The following is a 24436-nucleotide window of genomic DNA, read 5'->3' as shown; positions in this document are numbered from 1 at the left end:
GACCGTGCCGCCACTCGTGCTGAGGACACCAGCGTCGGGAGGGGACTTCGGTCGTCTCCGGACGGAGTTCGCGCTGCCGGAGTCGTTCGGGCCCGCGGTGCTCGCGGAGGCCGAAACGGCGGTGCTCGATCCGCTCGCGTCGGCGGGCGGCCGCGAGGACGCCACCGACCTGCCGTTCGTCACGATCGATCCGCCCGGGTCCAAGGACCTCGACCAGGCGATGGTGATCGAGCGGCGCGGCAGCGGCTTCCGGGTGCAGTACGCGATCGCGGACCTGGCGGCGTTCGTCCCGCCGGGCGGGGCGCTCGATCACGAGGCGCGGCGGCGCGGGCAGACGCTGTATCTCCCGGACGGCAACGTCCCGCTGCACCCGCCGGTGCTGTCCGAGGGCGCGGCCAGCCTGCTGCCGGGCGAGGTGCGGCCGGCGGTGCTGTGGACGATCGACGTCGACGAGGCCGGCGAAATCGTCGCCACCCGGGTCCGGCGGGCGCTGGTGCGGTCGACCGAGCAACTGGACTACGAAGGCGTGCAAGCCTCGCTGGACGCGGGACGGCCGCATCCCTCGGTGGCGGCGCTGCCGGAGCTCGGCCGGTTGCGGCGGAGCCTCGCGGTGCGGCGCGGGGCGGTCGAGTTGCAGTTGCCGGAGCAGGAAATCAGCGGCGACGTCGACGGCGGCTGGATTCTCGCGCGCCGCCCGCGGACGGTCGTCGACGCGTGGAATGCCGAAATCTCTTTGCTGACCGGGATGGCCGCGGCGCGGATCATGATCGACGCCGGGATCGGGGTGCTGCGGACGCTGCCGTCCCCGGAGCCGGACGCGGTGGAATGGCTGCGCCGGTCGGCGACGGCGGTCGGGCTGGCTTGGCCGGTCGAGCTGACGGTGTCCGAGTTCCTGTCCACATTGGACCCTGGGCAGCCCGCGTCGATGGCCTTGTACGCGGACACCACGCGGCTGTTGCGCGGCGCGGGGTACACGGCCTTCGCCGGGGAATTGCCCGCGGTTACGACGCACGCGGGGATCGGCGGGGCATACGCGCACGTCACGGCACCGATTCGACGGCTGGTCGACCGCTTCGGCACCGAGGTGTGCTTGGCGGTGACGGCCGGTCGCGAGGTGCCTGACTGGGTGCGTGAGGCGTTGTCCGAGGTGCCGGCGTACATGTCCGCTTCGGACAGTCTGGCTGCACGGGTCGAGCGCGCGTGCATAGATCAGGTCGAAGCGTGGGTACTCGCAGAGCATGTCGGTCACGAGTTCATGGCGGTGGTGCTGCGCGCGGACGAGACGCGCGCGGAGATCCTGGTCGAGAACCCGCCGGTGATGGCGAAGTGCTCCGGCGAGAAGTTCCCGGAGGGCGAGCGGATCGCGGTGCGGCTGACCGAAGTGGACGTCGAGCAGCGGAAGGTGTCGTTCGAACGGGTATGAGGAACGCGGAACTGGTCGATGATCTGGGCGAGCCGGTGCCGATCGAGGGCTCGCCGCGGCGCGTGGTGTCGCTGGTGCCGTCGCTGACCGAGGCGGTCGAGGTGAGTGCGCCGGGGCGGCTGGTCGGGGCGACGGACTACTGCACGCATCCGGCGGATCTGGACGTGGAACGGGTCGGCGGGTCGAAGTACCCGAAGCTCGACCGGGTGCTGGCGCTCGAACCGGATCTGGTGCTGGCGAACTCCGAGGAGAACCGGCCGGAGGACGTGGAAACCCTGCGTGCCAACGGGATCCCGGTGTTCGTCATGGCCGCGGCGGAGTCCGTGCCCGCCGCGCTGGGATCGCTGCGGCGGATTTTCGGCCAGGTGTACGGCATCGACGAACCGGAATGGCTCGACACCGCGGACGAGCTGTGGCGCGAAGTGGCACCGCTGCGCCACCGCGCGGTGATCCCGGTGTGGCGCAAGCCGTGGATCGTGCTGGGCCGCGACACCTTCGCCGGAGACGTGCTGCGCCGGGTCGGGGTCGAGAATGTCTACTCAGGACACTCCGAGCGCTATCCCCGGCCCGCGCTGGAAGAACTCCAGAAGACCGGGGCCGACCTGGTCGTACTGCCCGACGAGCCGTACGAGTTCACCCAGGACGACGGCCCCGGCTTCTTCCCGGAGATGCGCCCGGTACTGATCTCCGGGCGCTACCTCACGTGGTACGGACCGTCTCTCGTGGACGCCTACGCGGCGCTCAGAGAGTCAGTCCGGTAAGGACAGTCACGCGCTCCTCGGTGAAGTCCGCCATCGCCGCCGCCGGGCCTTCCCGGCCGACACCGGAGTCCTTCACGCCGCCGTAAGGCATCTGGTCGGCTCGGAAGCTCGGCACGTCGCCGACCAGCACGCCGCCGACCTTGAGCCGCGCCGACACGTCGAACGCGGTCGGCAGGTCGCGGGTGAACACGCCGGTCTGCAAACCGAAGCGGGACGCGTTGATCCGCTCGACGCCGTCGTCCACAGAGGACACCCGGACCAGCGAGACCACCGGGCCGAACACCTCGTCCGCCATCACCGAAACGTCCTCGGGGACCTCGGAGAGCACGGTCGGCTCCACCGTCGCACCCGAACGGCCGCCGCCGGCCAGCAGCTTGGCACCGGCGACAACCGCGTCGGTGACCCAGGTTTCGACCCGCGACGCGGCGGCTTCGTTGACCAGCGGGCCTACGTCGACGCCATCCTCGCGCGGGTTTCCGGTGCGCAGCGCGGCGACCTGCTCCAGCACCTTCTTCTGCAACTCGTCGTAAACGTCGGTGTGCGCGTACACGCGCTGCACCGAAATGCACGACTGTCCCGCCTGGTACATGGCGAACGTCGCGATCCGCTGCGCGGCGAAGTCCAGGTCAGTCCAATCCGGACAGACGAGCACCGCGCCGTTGCCGCCGAGTTCCAGCGCGACGTGCTTGCGCGGCACGCTGTCGCGGATCGCCCAGCCGACCGGCACCGAACCAGTGAACGACACGACCGGCAGCCGCGGGTCCTTGACCAGTTCGGCGGTCGCCTCGTTGCCCAGCGGCAGGATCGACCAGCTGCCCGCCGGAAGAGCGGTCTCGGCAAGGATTTCGCCGAGCAGCAGGGCGGTCAGCGGCGTCGCCGGGGCCGGCTTGAGCACGATCGGCGCGCCGACCGCGATCGCCGGGGCGACCTTGTGCGCCACCAGGTTCAGCGGGAAGTTGAACGGCGTGATGCCCAGCACCGGACCGCGCGGCACGCGCCGGACGAGCGCGAGCCGTCCGGTGCCGCCCGGGTCGGTGTCGAGGCGCTGCAGGTCGCCGGAGAACCGGCGGGCCTCCTCGGACGCCCAGCGGAACGTCGACACCGCACGGCCGACCTCGCCGCGCGACCACTTCAGCGGCTTGCCCGATTCGGCGGTGATCAGCTGCGCGATCTCCTCCGTCCGCTCGGAAAGCCGCCGCGAGATGTGGTCGAGCGCGCCCGCGCGGACGTGCGCGGGCAGCGTCGCGTACTCGTCGGCGACGTCCGCCGCGGCCTGCACCGCGGTCTCCACTTCGGACGGTCCGGGCAGGTAGTGCGAACCGGCTTCGGAGCCGTCGAACGAATGCCGGACGACGGTCGTTTCGCTGCTGGTTACCGGCTTTCCGGCCACCCAGAACGGGAAAGTCACTTGCGGGCCTCCGTGGCGATCGCGTACTCGAGAACGGCGAGGCCTTCGTCGAGCAACTCGTTGGACAGGGACAGCGGGGGAAGCAGCCGGACGACGTTGCCGTACGTGCCGCAGGTCAGTACCACGACGCCTTGGGCGTGGCAGGCGGCGGCGATGCGCTTGGTGAGGTCGGCGTCGGGCTCGTTCGTGCCCGGCTTGACGAACTCGGCCGCCAGCATCGCGCCGCGTCCGCGGACGTCGCCGATCACGCCGGTTTCCTCGGCCAGCGCCCGAAGCCGCGGCAGCACCAGTTCCTCGATGCGCTTCGCGGAACCCGTCAGGCCTTCGCCCCGCATGGTCTCGATCGCGCCCAGCGCCGCGGCGCACGCGATCGGGTTGCCGCCGTAGGTGCCGCCGAGCCCGCCCGGGCCGACCGCGTCGAGCAGGTCCGCGCGCCCGGTCACCGCGGCGAGCGGCAGGCCGCCCGCGATGCCCTTGGCCGTGCAGACCAGGTCCGGGACGACGTCCTCGTGCTCCGAGGCGAACCAGTTGCCGGTGCGGCAGAAACCGGTCTGCACCTCGTCGGCGACGAACACGACGCCGTTTGCCTTGCACCACGACGAAATCGCGGGCAGGAAACCGGGTGCCGGCTCGATGAACCCGCCCTCGCCCTGGATCGGTTCGAGCACGACGGCCGCGACCTGGTCGCCGCCGATCTGCTTCTCGATCCGGTCGATCGCCTGCCGCGCGGCCTCCGGGCCGGCGAGCCCGTCGCGGTACGGGTACGAGCCCGGCACGCGGTACACCTCGGGCGCGAACGGCCCGAAACCGTGCTTGTAGGGCACCGATTTCGCGGTCATGCCCATGGTCAGGTTGGTGCGGCCGTGGTAGGCGTGGTCGAACACGACGACGGCCTGGCGACCGGTGGCGGTGCGGGCGATCTTCACCGCGTTCTCGACCGCTTCCGCGCCGGAGTTGAACAGCACCGACTTCTTCGCGTGGTCGCCAGGCGTCAGCTCGGCCAGCGCCTCGCACACCTCCACGTAACCCTCGTACGGGGTCACCATGAAACAGGTGTGGGTGAACAGCGCCGCCTGCTCGCGCACCCGGTCGACCACCTCGGGCGCGGAATGCCCGACGCTCGTCACCGCGATCCCGGAACCGAAGTCGATCAGCACGTTGCCGTCGGCGTCGGTGAGCAGGCCGCCGCTGGCGGAGGTGATGTAGGCGGGCAGCGTCGACGCGACCCCGGCGGCGACCGCGTTCGCGCGGCGCTCCTGCAGCGCGCGGGAGACGGGCCCGGGGATCTCGGTCTGCAGCCTGCGCTGCCGGGGTGCCGGAGCCTGCGGCTCGGCGGCGGTGCTGGTGGTCACGGCGCTCCTACGTCGCGGTCGTGCGTGCCGGGGAGGACCGGCATTCACGAGCTTCGGGTGGGTCGCCCTCAGGATGGGGCCTGCGCCGTCCGCCGTCAGCTGGCCGTTCTGTCCAACTTGACGTCTACAATTGGCCGTTATGGCACTCACCCTGCGGGCATTGGCCGCCGAACCCGCGCTCGGCCTGCGCGTGGTCGCGGGTGAGGCGGGGCTGGACCGCCCGATCGGCTGGGTGCACCCCACCGAACTGACCGACCCGCAGGTCTTCCTCGAAGGCGGCGAACTGCTGCTCACGACCGGTCTGACGCTCTACAGCGCGACGTACGCGCCCTACATCCGGCGGCTGGTCGACGCGGACGTCGCCGGGCTCGGCTTCGGCGTCGGGCTGAGTCACGCGAAGGTGCCGGACGCGTTGGTGGCGGTCGCCGACGAAGTCGGGTTGCCGGTGCTGGAGGTGCCGCGGAAGACACCGTTCATCGCGATCACGCGCGCGGTCTCCCGATCGGTTGCGGCTGACGAATACGCCGCGACAGTGCGGATCGGCCGCGCCCAGCAGGAACTGACCCGTACCGCGGTCGGGCGCAGCGGTGCCGGGGGAGTGGTGCGTCGGCTCGCGCGGCTCATCGACGGCTGGGTCGTGCTGTACGACTCCGCCGGACGCGTGCGCGAGGCGTCGTCGGCCAAAGCGCGCGGCGTCGAACTGGACGTCACCAGTCTTCGCGCGGGCACGCGCGTGGTGTCTCATGGCGACGACGAGGTCGTCATCCAGACTCTGCATACACGGGGTGCGCTGGCGGTCGGTACTGCGGAACCGTTGGACAGCACCGGACAGCACATCGTCAACACAGCTGTCTCGCTGCTTTCCCTTGCCTTGGAACAGGATCGCGCACAGCGGCTTTCACTGTCCCAGCTGCACACGGGTGTGCTGGAGCTGCTCGCCGCCGGACACGACGAGCTCGCCCGCGAGGTCGTACCGGATCTCCCGGCAGAGCCGTGGACGGTGCTGGCGGTAAAGGGGAGCAAGGCAGCCCGGAACACGCTTTACGAACGGCTGGAAACCCTTGCCGGGCAGGTGTTCGCCGCGCATCGCGGAGACAAGCTGATCGTGCTGGCGGAGAACGACGAGGTGACCGCGATCGTCGGGGAGACCGGAGATTTCCACAGTGGACTGTCCACAGGAGATTTCCCAACCGCGTTGAGGCAGGCGGAAGAAGCGGCCGAGGCAGCGCGTACCCAGCGCGTGCCGCTGCTGCGCTACGCCGACCACGCCGGGGCCGGATTGCTCGGCTTGATCGATCAGCAAGCCGCGCAAGCGTTTTCCGACCAGCTGCTCGCACCGGTACGGGAGTTCGACCGGACCGGCCGCGGCGACCTGGAACTGTCGCTGCGCTGCTGGCTCGAGCACCACGGCCACTGGGACCTCGCCGCGACGAAGCTCGGCGTGCACCGGCACACCTTGCGCAACCGGGTCACCAAAGCCGCCGAGTTGCTGGGCCGGGACCTCGACGCGCCGGGCGTCCGCGCGGAACTGTGGTTCGCGCTGCAGATCAGGTCGTGACCAGCAGCGTGATCGGGGAATCCCCGCACCGCCGCAACGTCATCCCGCCCGGCGCGGTATACGGTTCCGCGCCGGATGCCCACCAGGCAGGCACGTCGATCTCGCGCACCAGCGACCCGGTCGCCTTCCGCACGCTGTTCGACACGATCACCCGGCCCTGCGCGTTGAGCAACGCGGCGGTCCGGCCGAGCGCGCGCAGCCGGCGACTCACCGTGCGCTCGAACTCGCGCACATACACGTCCGCACCAACGACTCCGGCGAATTCCTCACCGCGTGTAACGGGAATGGTGAAGGTGAGCGTGTACTCGTCGGTGCAGAGATAGTCCACGTACGGCCCATTGACATGCCGCCGCCCGCTGTCGCGCGGGACGGTGAACCAGGATTGCCGCGTGTAGTCGAGAAAATTGGGGCTCTCCGGATCGAGGCTGATGAACAGCTGTTCCGGAGCCCCGTCGTCGGCGCGGCAGGAGGTCCACCATTCGAAGCCGAGTTCTTGATCGGCAAGGACATTCGGCGCGCTCACGAAGCCCGCGCCGACCACGAGGCCGCCGAGCGCCTCGATGACCTGCGGCCGAATCGTGTGCAGCGCATCGGCGGACAGCTCGCCGGATTCGGCGAGCAGCGTCTCGGCGGCGGCCAGAACCGGTTTCAGGCGCGCGAAAATCTCCTCGACGAGGGAGGAAACCTGGGTCACTACCTCTTCGCCGGTCAGCGTGCGGGTGTCGGGCACGATGCTCACCTCGTGATGCGGGTCATCGGAGCTTACGGCGTTTCGAGGGTCAGGTGCAGATCTGCGAGCCGATCAAGCGCGCCGAGAAGGTGCTCTTCGGTCAAGGCGCGCGCCCGATCGCCGTCGGCCGAGGCGATCGCCGAGACGATCGCCTGGTGCTCAGCGTAAGACCCGCGGCAGGTTTCCTTGTCGCCGAGGGGCGCCCAGAGCAATACGCCGTGTTCGCTCTGCAGCTGAACTTCCTGGTTGGTGAGCCGAGGGGACTGTGCGGCGGCGGCGACTTCGAGGTGGAAGTGCCGTTCCGCGCGGGTCGCGTCGGGGCCGCTCGCGCCGAGGAGGTCTTCCGCGGTGAGCCGCAGCCGTTCGAGATCTTCGGGAGTGCTGCGTTCCGCGGCGAGTTTCGCCGCCGAGCCCGCGACGGCGAGGTAGTGGTCGCCGAAGTCGCGAAGTTCAGCCATTGAGACCAATCGCAGGCGTTCGGCCCACGAACTCTGCGCGGGCCAGTCCGGGGTGCGCACGAAGCTGCCGCCGCCGCGTCCGCGCCGCGTTTCGACGAGACCCTGCTGCCGCAGCACCGCGAGCGCCTCGCGGACGGTGACCGTGGAGACCCGGAACTGCGCGGCGAGTTCGGCCTCGCTCGGCAACTGCTCGGCGTCGTCGAGGAGACCGAGGGTGATGGCGTCGAAGAGCCGCGCGGCGACCGCTTCCGCGCGCCCCACCTGTTCCAGCGGGGCGAACATCGCCAGTCGTGCGCTGTTCGACATCTCCTTGCGCATCGTTGGTCCACCCGTCTCGGCATCCGTTGGAGCCAATCCTGCCCCAGGGCCTTGTCATTTGAAATATGGAGTTATATGTTTCATCCTGCCACGGAGAGTCAGGAGGCGCACGCGTGCAGGAGTTGAAGCACTACATCGGCGGGACCTACGTCGACTCGCTGTCCGGAAAGGTCGCGGAAATCGTCGACCCGGTTACCGGCCGTGCGTACTGCACCGCGCCGGTGGCCGGCGCCGAGGACGTGGACCGCGCGCTGAAGGTCGCTGCGGAAGCGTTCGAAAGCTGGCGCGAGACCACCCCGGCGCAGCGGCAGCTCGCACTGCTGAAGATCGCTGACGCGCTCGAGGCGCGCGGCGAGGAGATCATCCGGGTCGAAGCGCAGGACACCGGCAAGCCGTTCGCGCTGACCATGGAGGAGGAGCTGCCCGCGGTCATCGACCAGGTGCGCTTCTTCGCCGGCGCCGCGCGCGTGCTCGAAGGCCGTTCGGCCGGCGAGTACATGGAGGGTCACACGTCGTTCATCCGCCGCGAGCCGGTCGGCGTCTGCGCACAGGTGACGCCTTGGAACTACCCGCTGATGATGGCGATCTGGAAGATCGCGCCCGCGCTCGCCGCGGGCAACACCATCGTGCTCAAGCCGTCCGACACCACCCCCGCCTCGACGCTGCTGCTCGCCGAGATCTGCGGCGAGCACCTGCCCGCGGGCGTGTTCAACGTGATTTGCGGCGACCGTGACACCGGACGGGCGTTGGTGGAGCACGACATTCCGGCGATGGTGTCGATCACCGGCTCGGTGCGAGCGGGCATCGAGGTCGCCGGTTCCGCGGCGCACGACGTCAAGCGCGTGCACCTCGAGCTGGGCGGCAAGGCCCCGGTGATCGTGTTCCCGGACGCCGACCTCGAAGCGGCCGCCGAAGCCATTGCCGCGGCCGGGTATTTCAACGCGGGCCAGGACTGCACGGCGGCGACTCGCGTGCTGGTGCACGACGACGTGCACGACACGTTCGTCAACGCGCTCGCCCGCCAGGCCGAGGCGAACAAGACCGGCACGGGCGACGACGTCGCCTTCGGCCCGCTCAACAACGAGGCGCAGCTGGAAAAGGTCTCCGGCTTCATCGACCGGCTCCCGGAGCACGCGACTGTCCACTGTGGAGGACGGCGGTCCGGCGACGAGGGCTACTTCTACGAGGCCACCGTGGTTTCCGGGCTCCGCCAAGACGACGAGATCATCCAGAACGAGGTCTTCGGCCCGGTCATCACGGTCCAGCGGTTCACTGAGGACGACGAAGCGCTCAAGCACGCCAACGGGGTTCCCTACGGCCTCGCCTCCTCGGTGTGGACCAAGGACCACCAGCGAGCCATGAAGTTCTCGGCGAAACTCGACTTCGGTTGCGTGTGGATCAACACGCACATTCCGCTCGTGGCCGAGATGCCGCACGGCGGGTTCAAGCGGTCCGGCTACGGCAAGGACCTCTCGCTGTACGGCCTCGAGGACTACACCCGCGTCAAGCACGTGATGAGTGCGCTGTAGCCGTCGTGACCAGATCCATCGGAAGGCCTGTCATGCCCCATCAAGCCCCCGCCGAGACCCGGCCGCCGGGAAGGCGTCCGCAGACCGGACAGCCGGCGATCCGGCTCACCGGACTGGAAAAGCACTTCGACAAGGTGCGCGCCGTGGACGGGGTCGACCTCGACATCCCGCCCGGCGAGTTCTTCTCGATGCTCGGCCCGTCCGGTTCCGGCAAGACCACCGTGCTGCGGATGATCGCCGGGTTCGAACTGCCCACCGCGGGCACGATCGAACTCGAAGGCAAGGACGTCAGCCAATTGGCTCCGTTCGACCGCGACGTGAACACGGTTTTCCAGGACTACGCGCTCTTCCCGCACATGACGGTGCAGCAGAACGTGGAGTACGGCCTGAAAGTCAAGCGGGTCGCGAAAGCCGAACGCCGCGACCGGGCGAAGGAAGCCCTGCGCACGGTGCGGCTGGAGGACTACGGCGACCGCAAACCGTCGCAGATGTCCGGTGGACAGCGGCAGCGCGTAGCACTTGCGCGCGCTCTAGTGAATCGCCCGAAAGTGTTGCTTTTGGACGAACCCCTTGGCGCACTTGACCTCAAGCTGCGCCAGACCATGCAGGTCGAGCTCAAGCAGATCCAGCGCGAGGTCGGCATCACCTTCGTCTTCGTCACCCACGATCAGGACGAGGCGCTCACGATGAGCGACCGGATCGCCGTGTTCAACGCGGGCCGCATCGAACAGGTCGGTACTCCGGTCGAGGTGTACGAACGCCCGGCAACCGCTTTCGTGGCAGGGTTTGTGGGCACGTCGAACCTGCTCAGCGGGCGCAGCGCGGAGGCGGTGATCGGCAGGCCGGGCGTGTACAGCATCCGGCCGGAGAAGATCCGCATCGACGGCGATCTCGCGTCTCCGGCGGGCCCCGGCGAGACCTCCGCGACCGGTTCGGTGACGGATGTCGTTTATGCCGGGTCGACAGTGCGCTACGCTGTCGCGCTCGATGCCGGGGGCCAATTGTCCGTTGTCCGCCAGAACACCAGCGAGCCGACCGAGTTCGCAGACGGTCGCGTTCGCCTGCGCTGGCGCCGCGAACACAGTTTCCGGGTCCCCGAAGCCGGCTAGTTCCTCACGGGAAGGTTTCTCTCGCTATGAAGAACAGGAAGACGCTGCTCGCAGGGCTGTGCGGCGTGAGCCTCCTGCTCGCTGCCTGCGGCACCTCGGGCTCCGACTCCAAAGCGGGGTCGGCGCCGGGCGCACAGGGCTTCACGCCGCCGAAGCTGAACGCGCTGACGCAACTCGGCCAGCCGGAAGGCCAGCTGAACGTGCTGGCGTGGCCCGGTTACGCGGAAAACGGCTCGAACGACCCGAAGGTCAACTGGGTCACGCCGTTCGAGCAGCAGACCGGATGCAAGGTCAACGTCAAGCCGTTCGGCACCTCCGACGAGGCCGTGACGCTGATGAAGACCGGGCAGTACGACGTGGTTTCCGCGTCCGGCGACGCCTCGCTGCGGCTGGTCGCCTCGGGCGACGTCGAGCCGGTCAACACCGCGCTCGTGCCGAACTACAACGACATCTACCCGTTCCTCAAGAACAAGCCGTGGAACAGCGTCAACAACGTCGCCTACGGCATCCCGCACGGCTGGGGCGCGAACGTCCTGGCCTACCGCACCGACAAGGTGCAGCCGGAGCCGAAGTCGTGGTCGCCGATGTTCGACGAGAAGTCGCAGTTCAAGGGCAAGGTCATCGCCTACGACTCGCCGATCTACATCGCCGACGCCGCGCTGTACCTGATGGCGCACCAGCCCGACCTCGGCATCAAGAACCCGTACGCCCTGGACGACAAGCAGTTCAAGGCCGCCACGGACCTGCTCAAGAAGCAGCGCCCGCTGGTCGAGGAGTACTGGTCGGACTACCTCAAGGAAACGCAGTCGCTCAAGAGCGGCGACGGCGTGATCGGCACGGCCTGGCAGGTGACGGTGAACCTCGCGAAGAGCGAGGGCGCGCCGATCGCGGCCACGGTGCCGAGCGAGGGTGCGACCGGCTGGTCGGACACCTGGATGGTGTCCGCGAAGTCGCAGCACAAGACGTGTGCGTACAAGTGGATGGACTACATCACGAGCCCGAAGGTGAACGCCCAGGTCGCCGAGTACTTCGGTGAGGCCCCGGCGAACTCCAAGGCCTGTGCGGAGTTCAAGGACAAGTCGCTGTGCGACACCTACCACGCCAACGACGCCGCGTACGCCGCCAAGATCCAGTACTGGACCACGCCGATCCCGCAGTGCCTCGACGGCCGCACGGACGTCAAGTGCAAGGACTACGGCGACTGGACCCGGGCCTGGACCGAGATCAAGGGTTGACCGACCCTCGCGGACGCCGGTACCCACCGCGCCGGCGTCCGCGAGCCCGCCGGGGGTTGCGGGCCCTCCCCAATGTTCCCGCAGCCCCCGGCTTTTCTCCCTTCCGCACCCGAAAGCGCTAAGACATGACCGCCGTGAGCCCGCCGAGTCACCGCATCTCGGCTTTCTTCCACCGCAAACCCCAGCTGCGCCTCGGACTTCTCCTCACCGCGCCGATGCTCTGGCTCGGCCTGGCCTACCTCGGCGCGCTCGCCGCCCTCTTCATCACGGCCTTCTGGTCCACCGACGTCTTCACCGGCAAGGTGGTCACCGACTGGTCCTTCGACAACTTTGTCACTCTTTTCAGTGATTCTGTTTATCGCACGATCACGTTCCGCACTGTCGGCATCGCGCTGCTGGTGACCGTGATCGACGCGGTGATCGCGTTCCCGATGGCGTTCGCCATGGCCAAGCTCGCGTCGCCGCGGGCGCAGCGGCTGCTGGTGATCATGGTGATGACGCCGCTGTGGGCGAGCTACCTGGTGAAGGCCTACGCGTGGCGGACCCTGTTGTCCGGCAACGGGGTGCTGAACTGGCTGCTGGACCCGCTCGGCCTGTCCGGGCCGGGATACGGCGTCACCGCGACCGTGATCACGCTGTCCTACCTCTGGCTCCCGTACATGATCCTGCCGATCTACGCGGGCCTGGAAAAGCTTCCGACGTCCCTGGTGGACGCTTCCGGCGACCTCGGCGCGAAATCGTTCCGCACGTTCCGTTCGGTGATCCTGCCGCTGACGTTCCCGGCGATCGTCGCGGGTTCGATCTTCACCTTCTCGCTGTCGCTCGGCGACTACATCGCGGTGAAGATCGTCGGCGGCACCTCGCAGATGCTCGGCAACGTCGTGTACGACAACATCGGCGCGGCCAACAACCTGCCGTTCGCCGCGACCGTCGCGACGGTTCCGGTCGTCATCATGCTCGTCTACCTGGCCGCGGTGCGTCGCACCGGTGCGCTGGACAACCTCTAGGAGACCGCCGTGCGGATGTCGAAACCCGCCCGGGTGCTGTTGTGGACCGCGCTCGGCATCGGATTCGCGGTGATCTATTTCCCGCTGCTGGTGGTCCTGCTGAACTCGGTGAACGCCGACACCACGTTCGGCTGGCCGCCCAAGAGCTTCACCCTGGAATGGTGGGGCAGGGCGATCACCAACGAGGGCGCCCTGCACGCCTTGTGGACCAGCGTCATCGCCGGGCTCTCGGCGACCGCGATCGCTTTGGTGCTCGGCACGATGGCCGCGTTCGCGCTGCAGAAGTACCGGTTCTTCGGCCGGAACTCGTTGTCGCTGCTGGTGATCCTGCCGATCGCGCTGCCCGGCATCGTCACCGGCATCGCGCTGAACAACGCGTTCCGGACGATCTTCGGCCTTGACCTCGGGCTGATGACGGCGATCGTCGCGCACGCCACGTTCTGCATCGTCGTGGTGTTCAACAACGTCGTCGCCCGGTTGCGCCGGATGGGCGGGAATCTCGAAGAAGCGTCCATGGACCTCGGCGCGGACGGCATGACGACGTTCCGCCTGGTGACGTTCCCGATGCTGCGATCCGCGTTGCTGGCAGGCGGTTTGCTCGCGTTCGCGCTGTCGTTCGACGAGATCATCGTGACGACGTTCACCCTCGGCACCGGCATGGAAACGCTGCCGATCTGGATCTACAACAACCTGTTCCGGCCGAACCAGGCCCCGGTGGTCAACGTGGTCGCGGCGGTGCTGATCATCGTCTCGACGGTGCCGGTCTACCTGGCACAGCGGCTTTCCGGAGGCGACAGCTCCAGCGGCGGCCGGATCTAGCTCCGAAGGTCCGTGAAGGGCTCCTTGCGGGAATTCCGCAAGGAGCCCCTTCACGCTTTTACCGGAAGCTGTCGGTGGCCTCGCGGAGAGCGGCGAGGATGCCGGGGTCGGTGACGGCGTGTCCCGCGGATTCGGTGAGCTTCAGCGTCGAGCCGGGCCACGCGCGATGGAGCTGATACGCCGTGATGGGCGGGCACACCGCGTCGTAGCGGCCTTGCACCAACACTCCCGGGATCCCGGCGAGCTTCCCCGCGTCGCGGATCAGCTGGCCTTCTTCGAGCCACGCGCCATGTCGGAAGTAGTGCACCGCAAGGCGAGCGAACGTCAGCGCGAACTGCGGATTCGCGTATTGGTTCACAAAGGACTGTTGCGGCAGCAACGCCACCGTCGCGCCTTCCCAGACGCTCCAAGCGATCGCGGCTCGTTCACGCACCGCGCGGTCGGGGGAGTGGAGCAGTTCCGCGTACCCGGCGAGCGGATCGTCCACATTGTCCAGCGGCTCCAGGAAAGCGTCCCACTCCGCCGGGAAGAGATTCGCCGCGCCACCGCGGTAAAGCCAGTCCAGTTCCCGCTGCCGCACGGTGAAAATCCCGCGCAGCACCATCTCGGACACCCGCGACGGATGGGTTTCCGCATACGCCAGGGCAAGCGTCGAGCCCCACGACCCGCCGAACAGCTGCCAGCGTTCGATGTTCAGCCGTTCGCGCAGCAGCTCCATGTCGGACACCAAGTGCCACAACGTGTTCGCCGACAGGTCGTCGCCCGCGTTGGGCGTGCTGCGGCCGGCGCCGCGCTGGTCGAACAGGATGATGCGGTACGCCTCGGGGTCGAAGTGCCGCCGGGTCATCGGGGCGATGCCGCTCCCGGGCCCGCCGTGCAGCACCACCACCGGTTTCCCCTGCGGGTTCCCGGCCTCCTGGCAGTAGATCCGGTGCCCGTCGCCGACGTCCAGCATTCCGTCGGCGCGCACCGGGATCGGCGGGTAGAGCTCGTCCATACCGGGCACTCTTCCCGAAAGCTCCCGGCATCTCAAAAGCAGGGTGGGGGCCCGCCCCCGCCGCCGGGCTGAGCGGGCCCCCGTCTGTGATCGCGGTCAGCAGCCTGGTGTCGCGGCTACGTTCGCGAAGCCCTTCCCGGCGTTCGTCACCTTGTTGCTGGCGCAGACCTTGTTCCCGGTGGCCGCCTTGACCACGTAGAAACCGTAGGCCGAGGGCGCCTGCACGTCCGCGGTGTTGTCCGAGAAGGTGTTGTCCCTGCCCCAGCCGTCGAGCTGCACGTGGACCTCGAACGACCCGTAGGTCGCGTCGTGCACGAAGACCTTGCTGCCCTTGTTGCCGGTGACCAGGTACCCGTTGCCCTTCACGTCGACCCAGCTGTCGGCGTAGTTCTCGCCGCTCTGCCCGGTGCCGTCGAAGGTGTTGCCGCGCAGTTCGCCGCCGGTGGTGCCTTCCTTGACGTCGATCGATTCCGCGCGCACGTTCGGCCCGATCTTGTTGCCGATCGCCTTGTTGCGGTCGCTGTGATCGGGCTGCCCGTCCGGCCAGTTGCTCTTGGCCGAACCGAAGTAGATGCCCTCGCCGAACCCGCCGTTTTCCTTGCCGGTGTCGGAGATTTCGGAGTTCTGCACGACGTTGTCGCTGCTGCCGTGCTGGAAGTGGATGCCCTCGTTGCCGATGCCGGTCACCTTGAGCCCGTCGACCAGCGTGTGGTTGACGCCGAGCGCCATCACGCCCTTCTGGCCGCCGGTGACGGTGAACCCGGACAGCGTCCAGTAGCTGCCGGTCAGCTCGATGGTGCGGCCGCCGGACGCCTGCACGACCGCGCTGCGCGGGCCGGTGAGCGTGATGCGCCCGCTCGCGGTGCCGCTGGCGGCGGCCTTGAAGTTGCCGGTGTAGGTGGTGTTCGCGGCCAGCTGGATCGTGGTGCCCGGCTTGGCCGAGGCCAGCGCCGTCTTCAGCTCGGCGGAGTTCTTGACCGGGACGGTCCCGGCGGACGCCGCGGGCGTGGCGAGTGCGAGCAGTGCTGCGGCTCCGGCAGTGGCTGCCAGAACTCGGTCGCGGACGCGCATTCCAACCCTCCTCGTCGAGGCTCGATGACTTCGGATGCGGCGTGCGCTCACGCTAAGACATCGGGAGAACACTGGTCAAGTACATGATTGATGTTCATGGATGTGAACATGGTGAACAAAGCGTGGCCGGAAAGTGTCGGCTGCTGCTGTTCCCGCCCGGCTTGCTCGGAGTTAACCCGATCCCCGGTAGCTTTTTCGCGGAATGCCCGAACTGCGGCGAGAAAGGCTTCGTGAATGTCCGCGGTCAGCTACCTCGAGTCCATTGTCGTCGGCGCTTTGCAAGGCGTGTCGGAATTGTTTCCGGTGTCCAGTCTCGGGCACAGCGTCCTGTTGCCCGCGCTCGTCGGCGGAAGCTGGGGACGCGACCTGAGCATCGGGAAGGATTCGCCGTATCTCGCCGTGCTGGTGGCGATGCACGTCGCCACCGCGATCGCGCTGATCCTCTTCTTCCGGCGCGACTGGGTGCGCATCGTCACCGGCCTGTGGACGTCGGTCCGCGACCGCGAGGTCCGCACGGCCGACCAGCGGCTCGCGTGGCTGCTCATCCTCGCCACGATCCCGGTCGGGATCGCCGGGTTGCTGCTGGAAAGCCTGCTGCGCGACGTCCTCGGCAAACCGGTGCCCTCGGCGATCTTCCTCGCGCTCAACGGCGGCGTGCTCTACGCCGCGGAGAAGTTCTCCCGGAAGCCGAAGCCGGAGGTCGCACGGGTCGCGCGCGAGGAGGAGACGATCGACTTCAGCGCCGAGGAGACGATGGTGATGCGCGCGGTGACCGTCGACGAGGCCACCGACCTCCGGTTGTCCAAGCTGAGCGTGAAAGAGGCCGTGCTCATCGGTTCGGCGCAGATTTTGGCTCTGCTGCCGGGAATCAGCCGCTCCGGCATCACCATGGTGGCCGGGCTGCGGCGCGGGCTCGACCACGAGGACGCCGCCCGGTTCGCCTGGCTGCTGGCGACCCCGGTGATCCTCGCCGCGGGCGCGCTGAAGATGCCGTCGCTGTTCACGCCGGAGAACCAGCCGTCGCTCGGCCCGGCGTTGGTGGGCAGCGTGGTCGCGTTCGCGGCGTCCTACATTTCTGTCCGTTTTCTGACGAAATACTTTGAAACGCGCACCTTGACCCCCTTCGCCATCTACTGCGCGGTCGCCGGAATCGGCAGCCTGATCTTCTTCACGGTGTCAGGGGCGGCGTAAGGCGCAATTTCGCCGGGTGCACACTGAACGCATCGAAATCGTGCCTGACCTGCCACCGCTGAGCGGATCGACGTTGTTGACGGCCTGGACGTTCGACGTCCCGGCCGTGCTCGTCGCGCTCGCGCTCGGCGTCGGATACGTGGCCGCGGCTCGCCGTCAGGAGTGGAACACCGGGCGAACCACGGCGTTCCTCGCCGGGCTGGCCACGCTCGTCCTCGTCACGTGCTCGTTCCTCGGCGTGTACGACACGACGCTGTTCTGGGTCCGCGCCACGCAGAACACCGTGCTCCTGATGGTCACGCCGCTGCTTCTCGCGCTAGGCGCGCCCGTAACGCTGCTGATGCGCACCGCGCCGCCGAAGGTCGCCACGTGGTTGCGTACGCACGGCCGTGGCCGCTTCGCGCAGTTCATCACCTTCCCGCTGTGCGTCACCGTGGTACTGATCGCGCCGTTCCTGCTCATCTACCTGACGCCGCTGTACGAGCTTTCGCTCGACTCAGCGGTCGTCGGCGGCCTCGTACGCGTAGCGCTCGTACTGGCCGGGTTCCTGTACTTCTACAGCCGTGTGCAGCTCGACCCGACGCCGCGCAACGGCTCGCACCTGGTGTCGGTGTGGATCTCGTTTACCGAAGTGGTGTTCGACGGCGCGCTCGGCCTCGTGCTGTGGCTCGGTCCGTTGCTCGCGCCGGCGCACTACGACGCGGTGCACCGTGACTGGGGGCCGGACCGGCGCACGGACCAGATCATCGGCGCGGGCGTGCTGTGGATCGGCGGCGACGTCGCCGGGCTGCCGTTCGTCGGCGCGCTCTTCATCAGGTGGGCCCGCGACGACGAAAAACGGGCGAAACGGCTCGACCGGAAATTGGACGAGGAGGCAGCGGCAGGCGAGGCACCGGCGAAGGGATTGTGGTGGGAGAACGATCCGGAACTCGCCGAACGGTTCCGCCGCTCGTGAGTGCCGGCTCGCACCGGCACTCACGAGGCAGCTCAGTGGAACGCGTGCTCAGCCGCGGGGAACTCGCCGCGGCGGACGTCCTCGGCGAACGCCGTCGCGGCGCTCTGCAGCACTCCGGCGACGTCGGCGTACCGCTTCACGAACCGCGGTGCCTTGCCGCGGCGCAGCCCGGCCATGTCCTGCCACACCAGCACCTGGGCGTCGCAGTCCGGACCGGCTCCGATGCCGACCGTCGGGATCTTCAGCTCGTGCGTGACGCGCTTGGCAGCCTCGGCGGGCACCATCTCCATCACGACCGCGAACGCGCCGGCTTCCTGCAGCGCCAGCGCGTCGGCGAGCAGCTTCTCCGCCGCCTCGCCGCGCCCTTGCACCCGGTAGCCGCCGAGGTTGTGCTCGCTCTGCGGGGTGAAGCCGATGTGGCCCATGACCGGGATCCCGGCCGAGGTGAGCGCTTCGACGTGCGCCGCGAACCGGTGCCCGCCTTCGAGCTTGACCGCGTGCGCGCGGCCCTCCTTCATGAACCGGACGGAGGTGGCCAGCGCCTGCTCCGGGGAAAGCTGGTAGGAGCCGAACGGCAGGTCGGCCACCACGAGCGCCCGTTTCGCTGCCCGGGTGACCGAGCGGACCAGCGGGAGCAGCTCGTCGACGGTGACCGGAAGCGACGTGTCGTAGCCGAACACGTTGTTTGCCGCGGAGTCGCCGACCAGCAGCACGGGGATGCCTGCTTCGTCGAAAAGCTCAGCGGTATACATGTCGTAAGCGGTGAGCATCGGCCACGGTTCGCCGCGGTCCTTCAGCTCGCGCAGATGATGAATCCGGACTTTTCTCGGTTTGCCCGGGCCCGCGCTGGTCGCGGGGCCGGTTCCGTAAGGGGCGGCCACCTCGCCGGCGGCGCCGTCGGGTTGGGCAGACTGGGCAGACATCGTCGTCGACCGTCCTTCCCTCGAGGCCTCGCAGAGGTCCCCGGGTCGTGGAGTCAGTACCGGAGACAGCGTGACACGCGCGCCGGAGGGCCCCAAGGTCGTGCGACCAGCTTCACACGGCCGGGTAGCGACAACCGTTTTGCCTCCTGTGACGTCTTGATAGGCATCGGGCCGATTTGCGCCCGGTGGGTGAGAAGGTCCGGCGCGTCCCGCAAGGTGATCGCGTCGCAAGAAAGCCCGGCTGCCGCCCCACCACCTCCCTCAACGGAGCGGCTGCGCCGCACAGGAAGGATCCAATGGGAACCCCAGTGACCCGTCCGCGCAGCCTCGGCTGGAAAGCCCGCGCCGGCGGCCTCGTGGCCACTGTCGTGCAGCTGGCAGCGCTTTTCTCGATCGTGCTGCTGCTCGCTGGCGGACGGCACGGGCACCTGCTGAACGGCATCGACATGGCGTTCGGCGTGGTGAGCGTGCCGACCAGTTCGAGCCTGGTGATCGTGCTGCTGCTCGTCGTGCTCGGCGCGGCGCTGCGCAGGCGCAAGAAGGCCGCGCTGTACGTGCTCGTGCTGTTCCAGGTCGCCGGCCTGGTGACCACGCTGGTCCTGCAGGCGCTGCTGCTGTGGGCTCCCGACCTGCTCACCCTCAACGCCCGGCAGATGCGCCACATCCCGACGCAGGTCGGCGCGCTCGCCATCGCCGACGTGATCTCGATCCTGCTGATCGTCTTCCTGCTGTCGCTGCGTCCGGCGTTCCCCGCGCGGCTCGCCCCCGGTGCCTGGTGGAACGGGCTTTCCGTGCTGTTCGTCGGGTTCCTCGGCGTGATCGTGCTCGGCTGGGCACTCACCGAGGTGTTCCCGGGCAGTCTCGGCGACGCGTGGGAGCGCTTCGCCTGGGTGGTCAACCACGCCACCGGCGAGAACCTGCAACTGCGCCGGATCGGCGTCGGCGAAGGCCCGGCGTGGATCGACGTGGTTCTCGACCTCGGCGCGACCTTCGTGTCCACAGCCGCGCTGTACACGCTCTTCCGCGGCGTACGCAGCCGTCGCATTCGGACAGACGACGAAGAGCTGCAGTTGCGCCGTCTGCTGGGAGAATTCGGCGAGGACGACTCTCTCGGCTACTTCGCAACGCGCCGCGACAAGAGCGTCATGTTCGCGCCCAACGGCCGCGCCGCGGTGACGTACCGCGTGCTCGCCGGGACCACCGTGGCGAGTGCGGACCCGATCGGCGACCCGGACGCGTGGCCGGACGCGGTGCAGGCGTGGCTCCACGAAGCGCGTACGTACGGCTGGACGCCAGGCGTGCTCGGCGCGAGCGAGAAGGGCGCGAAGGTGTACGCCGCCGCGGGGCTGCGCGCGCTGCAGATCGGCGACGAAGCGGTCCTCGACGTCCGCGAGTTCTCTCTTACCGGTCCTGAGCGGAAGTCCGTGCGACAGGCGGTGAAGCGGATCCAGCGCGCCGGGTACACCTCGCAGGTCCGGCGGCACAGCGAAATCCCCGAAGACGAGATGGTGCAACTGCTCGCCCGCGCGCAGCAGTGGCGCGTCGACGAGACCGAACGCGGCTTCTCGATGGCGCTCGGCCGGCTCGGCGACCCGAGCGACGGCCGCAGCGTGATGGTCGAGGCGTACGACGCGCACGGCGAACTGCGCGGCCTGCTGTCGTTCGTTCCCTGGGGCCGCCGAGGCCTTTCTCTTGACTTGATGCGCCGCGATCGGGACGCCGAAAACGGGCTCAACGAGTTCATGGTCGCCGAGGTCGTCTCGGCCGCTCAGCACATCGGCGCACAGCGGATCTCGCTGAACTTCGCGATGTTCCGCGCGGTGTTCTCCGAAGGCGAGCGCATCGGCGCCGGCCCGGTACTGCGCGCGTGGCGGGCGGTGCTCGGTGTCGCGTCGCGGTTCTTCCAGCTGGAATCGCTGTACCGGTCGAATGCCAAGTACGGTCCGGATTGGGAACCGCGGTTCCTCTGCTACTCGTCGGCGCGACGGCTCCCGCGAGTCGGCATCGTCGCGGGCGCGCTGGAGGGCTTCGTGCCGACCGGACGCGCGCGGTCGCTGCGGCTGGAGAACGTCGGCGAGGATTTCGTCGCGCAGGTCCGGCGGATCGACGAGGAAGCGGCGCAGGTCGTGCCTCGCGCCAAACGCCGTCCGGAACAGGTCCGCGTGCGAGTGGCCAAAGTGGACAAACTGCGGGAACTCGGGGTGGACCCGTACCCGGTCGGCTTCTCCCGCGAAGACCACCTCGGCGACATCGTGCACGCGTTTTCCGGACTGGAACCGGATTCCCACACCGGAAAACGCGTCCGGGTAGCCGGTCGGGTGCTCGCCCTGCGCACCCTCGGCGGCCTGTGTTTCGCGCGGATCAAGGACTTCTCCGGCGAACTGCAGCTGATGCTCGACGCGAAGGTCCTCGACCTGACCGGCTGGCGCACCGGCGTCGACCTCGGCGACCACGTCGGCGTGAGCGGCGAGGTCATCACCTCCCGCCGCGGCGAACTGTCGGTGCTGGTGGACGAATGGACCGTCACCGCGAAGTGCCTGCACCCGTTGCCGGACAAGCGAAAGGGCCTCACCGACCCGGAGACGCGCGTCCGGCAGCGCTACCTGGACCTGGCGGTCAACCCCGACTCCGCGAACATGCTCCGCCTGCGCTCGACAGTCGTCCGCGCCGTCCGCGAACGCCTGCACCAGGGCGACTTCCTCGAAGTCGAAACCCCCATGCTGCAAACCATCCACGGCGGCGCCAACGCACGGCCGTTCGTCACGCACATCAACGCGTACGACATGCGGATGTACCTGCGCATCGCCCCGGAGCTGTACCTGAAGCGCCTGTGCGTGGCCGGCGTCGAGCGGGTTTTCGAGCTGAACCGGAACTTCCGCAACGAAGGTGTCGACGCGACCCACAACCCGGAATTCACGATGCTGGAGGCGTACCAGGCGTACGCGGACTACAACGCGATGCGCCACCTGATGCGCGACCTGATCCAGTACGCCGCCGAAGCCGCGTACGGCGCACAGATCGTGCGACGCCCAGACGCCGACGGCCGCATCGTCGAACACGACATCTCCGGCGACTGGCCGGTGATCCCGGTGCACAAAGCCGTGTCGGAGGCCCTTGGCGAAGAAGTCGACTCGCAAACGCCGGTCGCGACATTGCGAAAACTGTGCGCCGCCGCCGGAGTCCCCGTGCCGGAAGAAGCCGGTGCAGGCGACCTGGTCCTGAAAGCACACGAGCACTTGGTCGAGGGCTCGACGGTCCTGCCGACCTTCTACACGGACTACCCGACCGAGGTCTCCCCGCTGACCCGCCAGCACCGCACCGACCCGCTCCTGGCCGAACGCTGGGACCTGATCGCGTTCGGCTCGGAAGTCGGCACCGCTTATACGGAACTGACCGACCCGCTAGAACAGCGCCGCCGGTTGGAGGCACAGTCACTGCGCGCCGCGAGCGGGGACGTCGAGGCGATGGAGTTGGACGAGGACTTCCTGCTGGCACTGGAACACGGAATGCCCCCGACCGGTGGTCTGGGCCTCGGAGTGGACCGGCTGCTGATGATGCTGAGCGGGACGTCTATTCGGCAGACGGTGCTTTTTCCGTTCGTCCGACCGCAGGGGTGAGGCTGGCGTTCGGGGCTGGCTGTCTTTTTGCCTGCTTGGCCCCGATGCGCTTCCCTTGGCTTCGCCTGCTTTGTCTGCCTAGCGCCGATACGCTTCCCTCGGCTTCGCCTGCCTGGCTGATGCCGATGCGCTTTGCTCAGCTTCGGCCTGCTTTTGCTGCCCGGCTCTGGCGCGCCTCGCTCGGCCTCGGCCCGTTCGCCTGCCTGCCCCGATGCGCTTTGCTCGGCTTCGACTCGCTTCGCCCGCCCGGCCCTCCGCACTTCGTTCGGCATTGATCCTTCGCCTGCCCAGCCTTGATGCGCCTCGCTCGGCACCGGCCCGCTTCGCCCTCATCCGGCTGTCCGCTGTCAGTCCCGGCCCGTCCCCGAGGCAGGTATTGGCAGTCCGCCAACTCGGATCCGGTAACCTCCACCAGGGATTCGGTGCGTGAGTTCGTGGTAGCGGATGGTGTCCGGAACCTCCGGTAAGTCACGGGTGTGACACCATCCGGCACTTCGTCGCAGAGATTCGCTTAGGGTGGGCAAGTGCATGCTGCGCGGGTGGCTTCGATAGTCCTGCTCGGACTGGGTTTGGCGGGATATTCCGCGTGGCTGCTGGAGTTCTTCATGCAGACCGGGGTGTCGCCGACCGAACAGCCGGTCTGGGACCTGTTCAGCGCGCAACCGGTCTTCCCGGTAGCGACGGCGATCGGCGGCCTCGCCTTTCTTCTCACCGGCCCCGCCCTCATGCGACTCGCGCCAGCACACTGGAGCGGACGGCTGACGTCGGTTTCGGTGTCCGCGTTCGGAATCATGCTGATGGTGTACGCCGGGGTCCCGGAAACGGCGGTGACCCCGAACCTGCTGAGCGCCGCCGTCGCGGTCGGAGCGCTGAGCCTCGTCTTCTGGTGGCCGTCCGGCTGGCGAGCCTGCGCGGTGGGTTGCCTGGTAGTCGTGCTGCTCGCGTGGGCGCTGGTGGTGGCGTCGAAGCTGACCGGGCACCTGGAAGGCGTGTTCACGAGGGTTCAGTTGGTGGTGCACTCGGCGCAGGTCGTGATCGGCGGCGCGTACATCGTCCAGACTCCCGTTCCGGTCCGCGGCCGAAAATTGTCGGTGGCAGGTGCGATGCTGCGGAGCAACAGACACCGGAAGTGAGGCCACCATGGCTGGAAAGCTCTCCCCGACCCCCGACGAACGCGGCGGTCTGCTCGGTTTCCTGGCACAACAGCGTCAGGCAATGAAGGTCGCCACGTACGGTTTGACCGACGACCAGGCACGCGCCGTCCCCAGCGCGAGCGCGCTGAGCGTAGGCGGCCTGCTGAAACACGTGTCGTCCACCGAAAGCGGCTGGATCGACCTGGTGCTGAAAATCGAGCCAAAACCCTTCGCCGAAGCCGTGGAGGCCTTCCAGGAGAACTACCGGCTGGGCCCGGACGAAACGCTGGAGTCGGTCATCGCCGCCTACGACCAGGTCGCCGCCCGCACCGAAGAGGTCATCGCCGGGATCGCGGACCTGAACCAGGAAGTCCCCATCCCGAAAGGCGTCCCCTGGTACCCGGACGACGCGTCTGCCTGGTCCGTCCGCTGGGTGCTGCTGCACCTGATCGAAGAAACCGCCCGGCACGCCGGCCACGCCGACATCGTCCGCGAGTCCATCGACGGAGCCACCGCCATGCCTTTGCAAGCCGCCGCCGAGGGCTGGCCGGAGACGGACTGGCTGAAGCCTTGGAAACCGGCTGAATGAGCTGACTTTCCGCGCGGGCTGGGCTTGATCGAGATGGGCCGAGCTTTTCCGGATGGCTGTTGGGGCTGGTTCGGTTGCGGGAGGGACAGGGCTTGGTTGCTCCGCGAGGTTGTCACTCCGGTGGTTGGGCTTGAGCGATGCGGGTCGGGTTTCCCGGTGGCTGACGCGGTCGGGGGAGTTGGCTTGGGCGGTCGGCGAGGCGCTCGCTCCGATGGCTGGGGTTGGGCGATGCGGGTCGGGTTTCCCGGTGGGT

Annotated in this window: 20 protein-coding genes; 13 read left to right on the top strand and 7 right to left on the bottom strand. The window is 68.4% G+C overall.

The genetic code is table 11. From position 1 onward, the window contains the following. Positions 1–16 precede the first annotated feature (16 nt). Complete coding sequence (locus PUT80_RS28825; RefSeq protein ID WP_275294107.1) at positions 17–1423, top strand: RNB domain-containing ribonuclease; 1407 nt, start codon at positions 17–19, stop codon at positions 1421–1423. Beyond that, positions 1420–2184 carry a helical backbone metal receptor gene (locus PUT80_RS28820; protein ID WP_275294086.1) on the top strand — a complete coding sequence of 255 codons (765 nt, stop codon included), beginning with the start codon at positions 1420–1422 and terminating at the stop codon, positions 2182–2184. Before PUT80_RS28825 ends, PUT80_RS28820 begins: the two co-directional genes overlap by 4 nt. Here the strand turns inward: PUT80_RS28820 and PUT80_RS28815 are convergent. Then, entirely contained in the window at positions 2165–3592 is a 1428-nt protein-coding gene (locus PUT80_RS28815; RefSeq protein ID WP_275294085.1) for an aldehyde dehydrogenase family protein, read from the bottom strand. The two genes, PUT80_RS28820 and PUT80_RS28815, sit on opposite strands and share 20 nt — an antisense overlap. Beyond that, positions 3589–4944, bottom strand: coding sequence for a 4-aminobutyrate--2-oxoglutarate transaminase (gene gabT, locus PUT80_RS28810; RefSeq protein WP_043834904.1), 1356 nt, complete (start codon positions 4942–4944; stop codon positions 3589–3591). The genes PUT80_RS28815 and gabT overlap by 4 nt, the downstream gene beginning before the upstream one ends. Before the next feature lie 139 nt (positions 4945–5083). On the opposite strand from gabT, the gene PUT80_RS28805 reads away from it, so the two are divergent. Then, positions 5084–6502 (top strand): PucR family transcriptional regulator, encoded by a 1419-nt coding sequence (locus PUT80_RS28805; protein ID WP_275294084.1) that lies wholly within the window; start codon positions 5084–5086, stop codon positions 6500–6502. Here PUT80_RS28805 and PUT80_RS28800 read toward each other — a convergent pair. Together PUT80_RS28800 and PUT80_RS28795 are read right to left on the bottom strand one after the other, a co-directional pair. Then, positions 6492–7232 carry a cache domain-containing protein gene (locus PUT80_RS28800; RefSeq protein ID WP_037816366.1) on the bottom strand — a complete coding sequence of 247 codons (741 nt, stop codon included), beginning with the start codon at positions 7230–7232 and terminating at the stop codon, positions 6492–6494. The genes PUT80_RS28805 and PUT80_RS28800 overlap by 11 nt on opposite strands. A gap of 32 nt (positions 7233–7264) precedes the next feature. Beyond that, positions 7265–8008 (bottom strand): FCD domain-containing protein, encoded by a 744-nt coding sequence (locus PUT80_RS28795; protein ID WP_037815737.1) that lies wholly within the window; start codon positions 8006–8008, stop codon positions 7265–7267. 113 nt (positions 8009–8121) lie between these two features. Here PUT80_RS28795 and PUT80_RS28790 point away from each other — a divergent pair, with 113 nt between their 5' ends. From PUT80_RS28790 to PUT80_RS28770, 5 genes are all read left to right on the top strand, one after another. Then, positions 8122–9537 (top strand): gamma-aminobutyraldehyde dehydrogenase, encoded by a 1416-nt coding sequence (locus tag PUT80_RS28790; RefSeq protein WP_275294083.1) that lies wholly within the window; start codon positions 8122–8124, stop codon positions 9535–9537. Positions 9538–9569: 32 nt separating this feature from the next. Then, positions 9570–10646 carry an ABC transporter ATP-binding protein gene (locus tag PUT80_RS28785; protein ID WP_037815734.1) on the top strand — a complete coding sequence of 359 codons (1077 nt, stop codon included), beginning with the start codon at positions 9570–9572 and terminating at the stop codon, positions 10644–10646. Between the two features lie 26 nt (positions 10647–10672). After that, a complete protein-coding gene (locus PUT80_RS28780) occupies positions 10673–11881 on the top strand; it encodes an ABC transporter substrate-binding protein (protein ID WP_275294082.1) in 1209 nt (402 codons plus the stop codon). 125 nt (positions 11882–12006) lie between these two features. Next, positions 12007–12888: an ABC transporter permease gene (locus PUT80_RS28775; RefSeq protein ID WP_037815731.1), complete on the top strand. Its 882-nt coding sequence runs from the start codon at positions 12007–12009 to the stop codon at positions 12886–12888. Positions 12889–12897: 9 nt separating this feature from the next. After that, positions 12898–13707, top strand: a complete 810-nt coding sequence (locus PUT80_RS28770) for an ABC transporter permease (RefSeq protein WP_037815728.1) — start codon at positions 12898–12900, stop codon at positions 13705–13707. Positions 13708–13765: 58 nt separating this feature from the next. Here the strand turns inward: PUT80_RS28770 and pip are convergent, their stop codons facing one another. Together pip and PUT80_RS28760 are read right to left on the bottom strand one after the other, a co-directional pair. Continuing rightward, entirely contained in the window at positions 13766–14704 is a 939-nt protein-coding gene (gene pip, locus PUT80_RS28765) for a prolyl aminopeptidase (protein WP_037815726.1), read from the bottom strand. Positions 14705–14800: 96 nt separating this feature from the next. Beyond that, complete coding sequence (locus tag PUT80_RS28760; RefSeq protein WP_275294081.1) at positions 14801–15775, bottom strand: right-handed parallel beta-helix repeat-containing protein; 975 nt, start codon at positions 15773–15775, stop codon at positions 14801–14803. A 234-nt stretch (positions 15776–16009) separates the two neighbouring features. Between PUT80_RS28760 and PUT80_RS28755 the strand changes: the two genes are divergently transcribed. Both PUT80_RS28755 and PUT80_RS28750 read left to right on the top strand, forming a co-directional pair. Then, positions 16010–16966 (top strand): undecaprenyl-diphosphate phosphatase, encoded by a 957-nt coding sequence (locus tag PUT80_RS28755; protein ID WP_037815722.1) that lies wholly within the window; start codon positions 16010–16012, stop codon positions 16964–16966. A 16-nt stretch (positions 16967–16982) separates the two neighbouring features. After that, on the top strand, positions 16983–17921 hold the full coding sequence (locus PUT80_RS28750; RefSeq protein WP_275294080.1) for a cytochrome c oxidase assembly protein: 939 nt from the start codon (positions 16983–16985) through the stop codon (positions 17919–17921). A gap of 32 nt (positions 17922–17953) precedes the next feature. Here the strand turns inward: PUT80_RS28750 and panB are convergent, their stop codons facing one another. Beyond that, positions 17954–18844 carry a 3-methyl-2-oxobutanoate hydroxymethyltransferase gene (gene panB, locus PUT80_RS28745; protein WP_275294079.1) on the bottom strand — a complete coding sequence of 297 codons (891 nt, stop codon included), beginning with the start codon at positions 18842–18844 and terminating at the stop codon, positions 17954–17956. 296 nt (positions 18845–19140) lie between these two features. Between panB and lysX the strand changes: the two genes are divergently transcribed. From lysX to PUT80_RS28730, 3 genes are all read left to right on the top strand, one after another. Then, positions 19141–22461, top strand: coding sequence for a bifunctional lysylphosphatidylglycerol synthetase/lysine--tRNA ligase LysX (gene lysX, locus PUT80_RS28740; RefSeq protein WP_238608463.1), 3321 nt, complete (start codon positions 19141–19143; stop codon positions 22459–22461). Between the two features lie 539 nt (positions 22462–23000). Continuing rightward, positions 23001–23594: a hypothetical protein gene (locus PUT80_RS28735; protein WP_037815718.1), complete on the top strand. Its 594-nt coding sequence runs from the start codon at positions 23001–23003 to the stop codon at positions 23592–23594. A gap of 7 nt (positions 23595–23601) precedes the next feature. Beyond that, entirely contained in the window at positions 23602–24183 is a 582-nt protein-coding gene (locus tag PUT80_RS28730; RefSeq protein ID WP_238608462.1) for a DinB family protein, read from the top strand. The last annotated feature ends 253 nt before the right edge of the window (positions 24184–24436 follow it).

The sequence above is a fragment of the Amycolatopsis sp. La24 genome, assembly GCF_029087445.1.
GTDB classification, from domain to species: Bacteria; Actinomycetota; Actinomycetes; order Mycobacteriales; family Pseudonocardiaceae; genus Amycolatopsis; species Amycolatopsis nivea.
Note: the sequence above shows the minus strand (reverse complement) of the source record. Positions and strands in the feature narration are given on the sequence as shown.

Coding starts and splice junctions, on each gene's coding strand:
- panB (WP_275294079.1), bottom strand. CDS start 18,844: ATGTCTGCCCAGTCTGCCCAACCCGACGGCGCCGCCGGCGAGGTGGCC.
- lysX (WP_238608463.1), top strand. CDS start 19,141: ATGGGAACCCCAGTGACCCGTCCGCGCAGCCTCGGCTGGAAAGCCCGC.
- PUT80_RS28780 (WP_275294082.1), top strand. CDS start 10,673: ATGAAGAACAGGAAGACGCTGCTCGCAGGGCTGTGCGGCGTGAGCCTC.
- PUT80_RS28805 (WP_275294084.1), top strand. CDS start 5,084: ATGGCACTCACCCTGCGGGCATTGGCCGCCGAACCCGCGCTCGGCCTG.
- PUT80_RS28785 (WP_037815734.1), top strand. CDS start 9,570: ATGCCCCATCAAGCCCCCGCCGAGACCCGGCCGCCGGGAAGGCGTCCG.
- pip (WP_037815726.1), bottom strand. CDS start 14,704: ATGGACGAGCTCTACCCGCCGATCCCGGTGCGCGCCGACGGAATGCTG.
- PUT80_RS28820 (WP_275294086.1), top strand. CDS start 1,420: ATGAGGAACGCGGAACTGGTCGATGATCTGGGCGAGCCGGTGCCGATC.
- PUT80_RS28755 (WP_037815722.1), top strand. CDS start 16,010: ATGTCCGCGGTCAGCTACCTCGAGTCCATTGTCGTCGGCGCTTTGCAA.
- PUT80_RS28775 (WP_037815731.1), top strand. CDS start 12,007: ATGACCGCCGTGAGCCCGCCGAGTCACCGCATCTCGGCTTTCTTCCAC.
- PUT80_RS28760 (WP_275294081.1), bottom strand. CDS start 15,775: ATGCGCGTCCGCGACCGAGTTCTGGCAGCCACTGCCGGAGCCGCAGCA.
- PUT80_RS28730 (WP_238608462.1), top strand. CDS start 23,602: ATGGCTGGAAAGCTCTCCCCGACCCCCGACGAACGCGGCGGTCTGCTC.
- PUT80_RS28795 (WP_037815737.1), bottom strand. CDS start 8,008: ATGCGCAAGGAGATGTCGAACAGCGCACGACTGGCGATGTTCGCCCCG.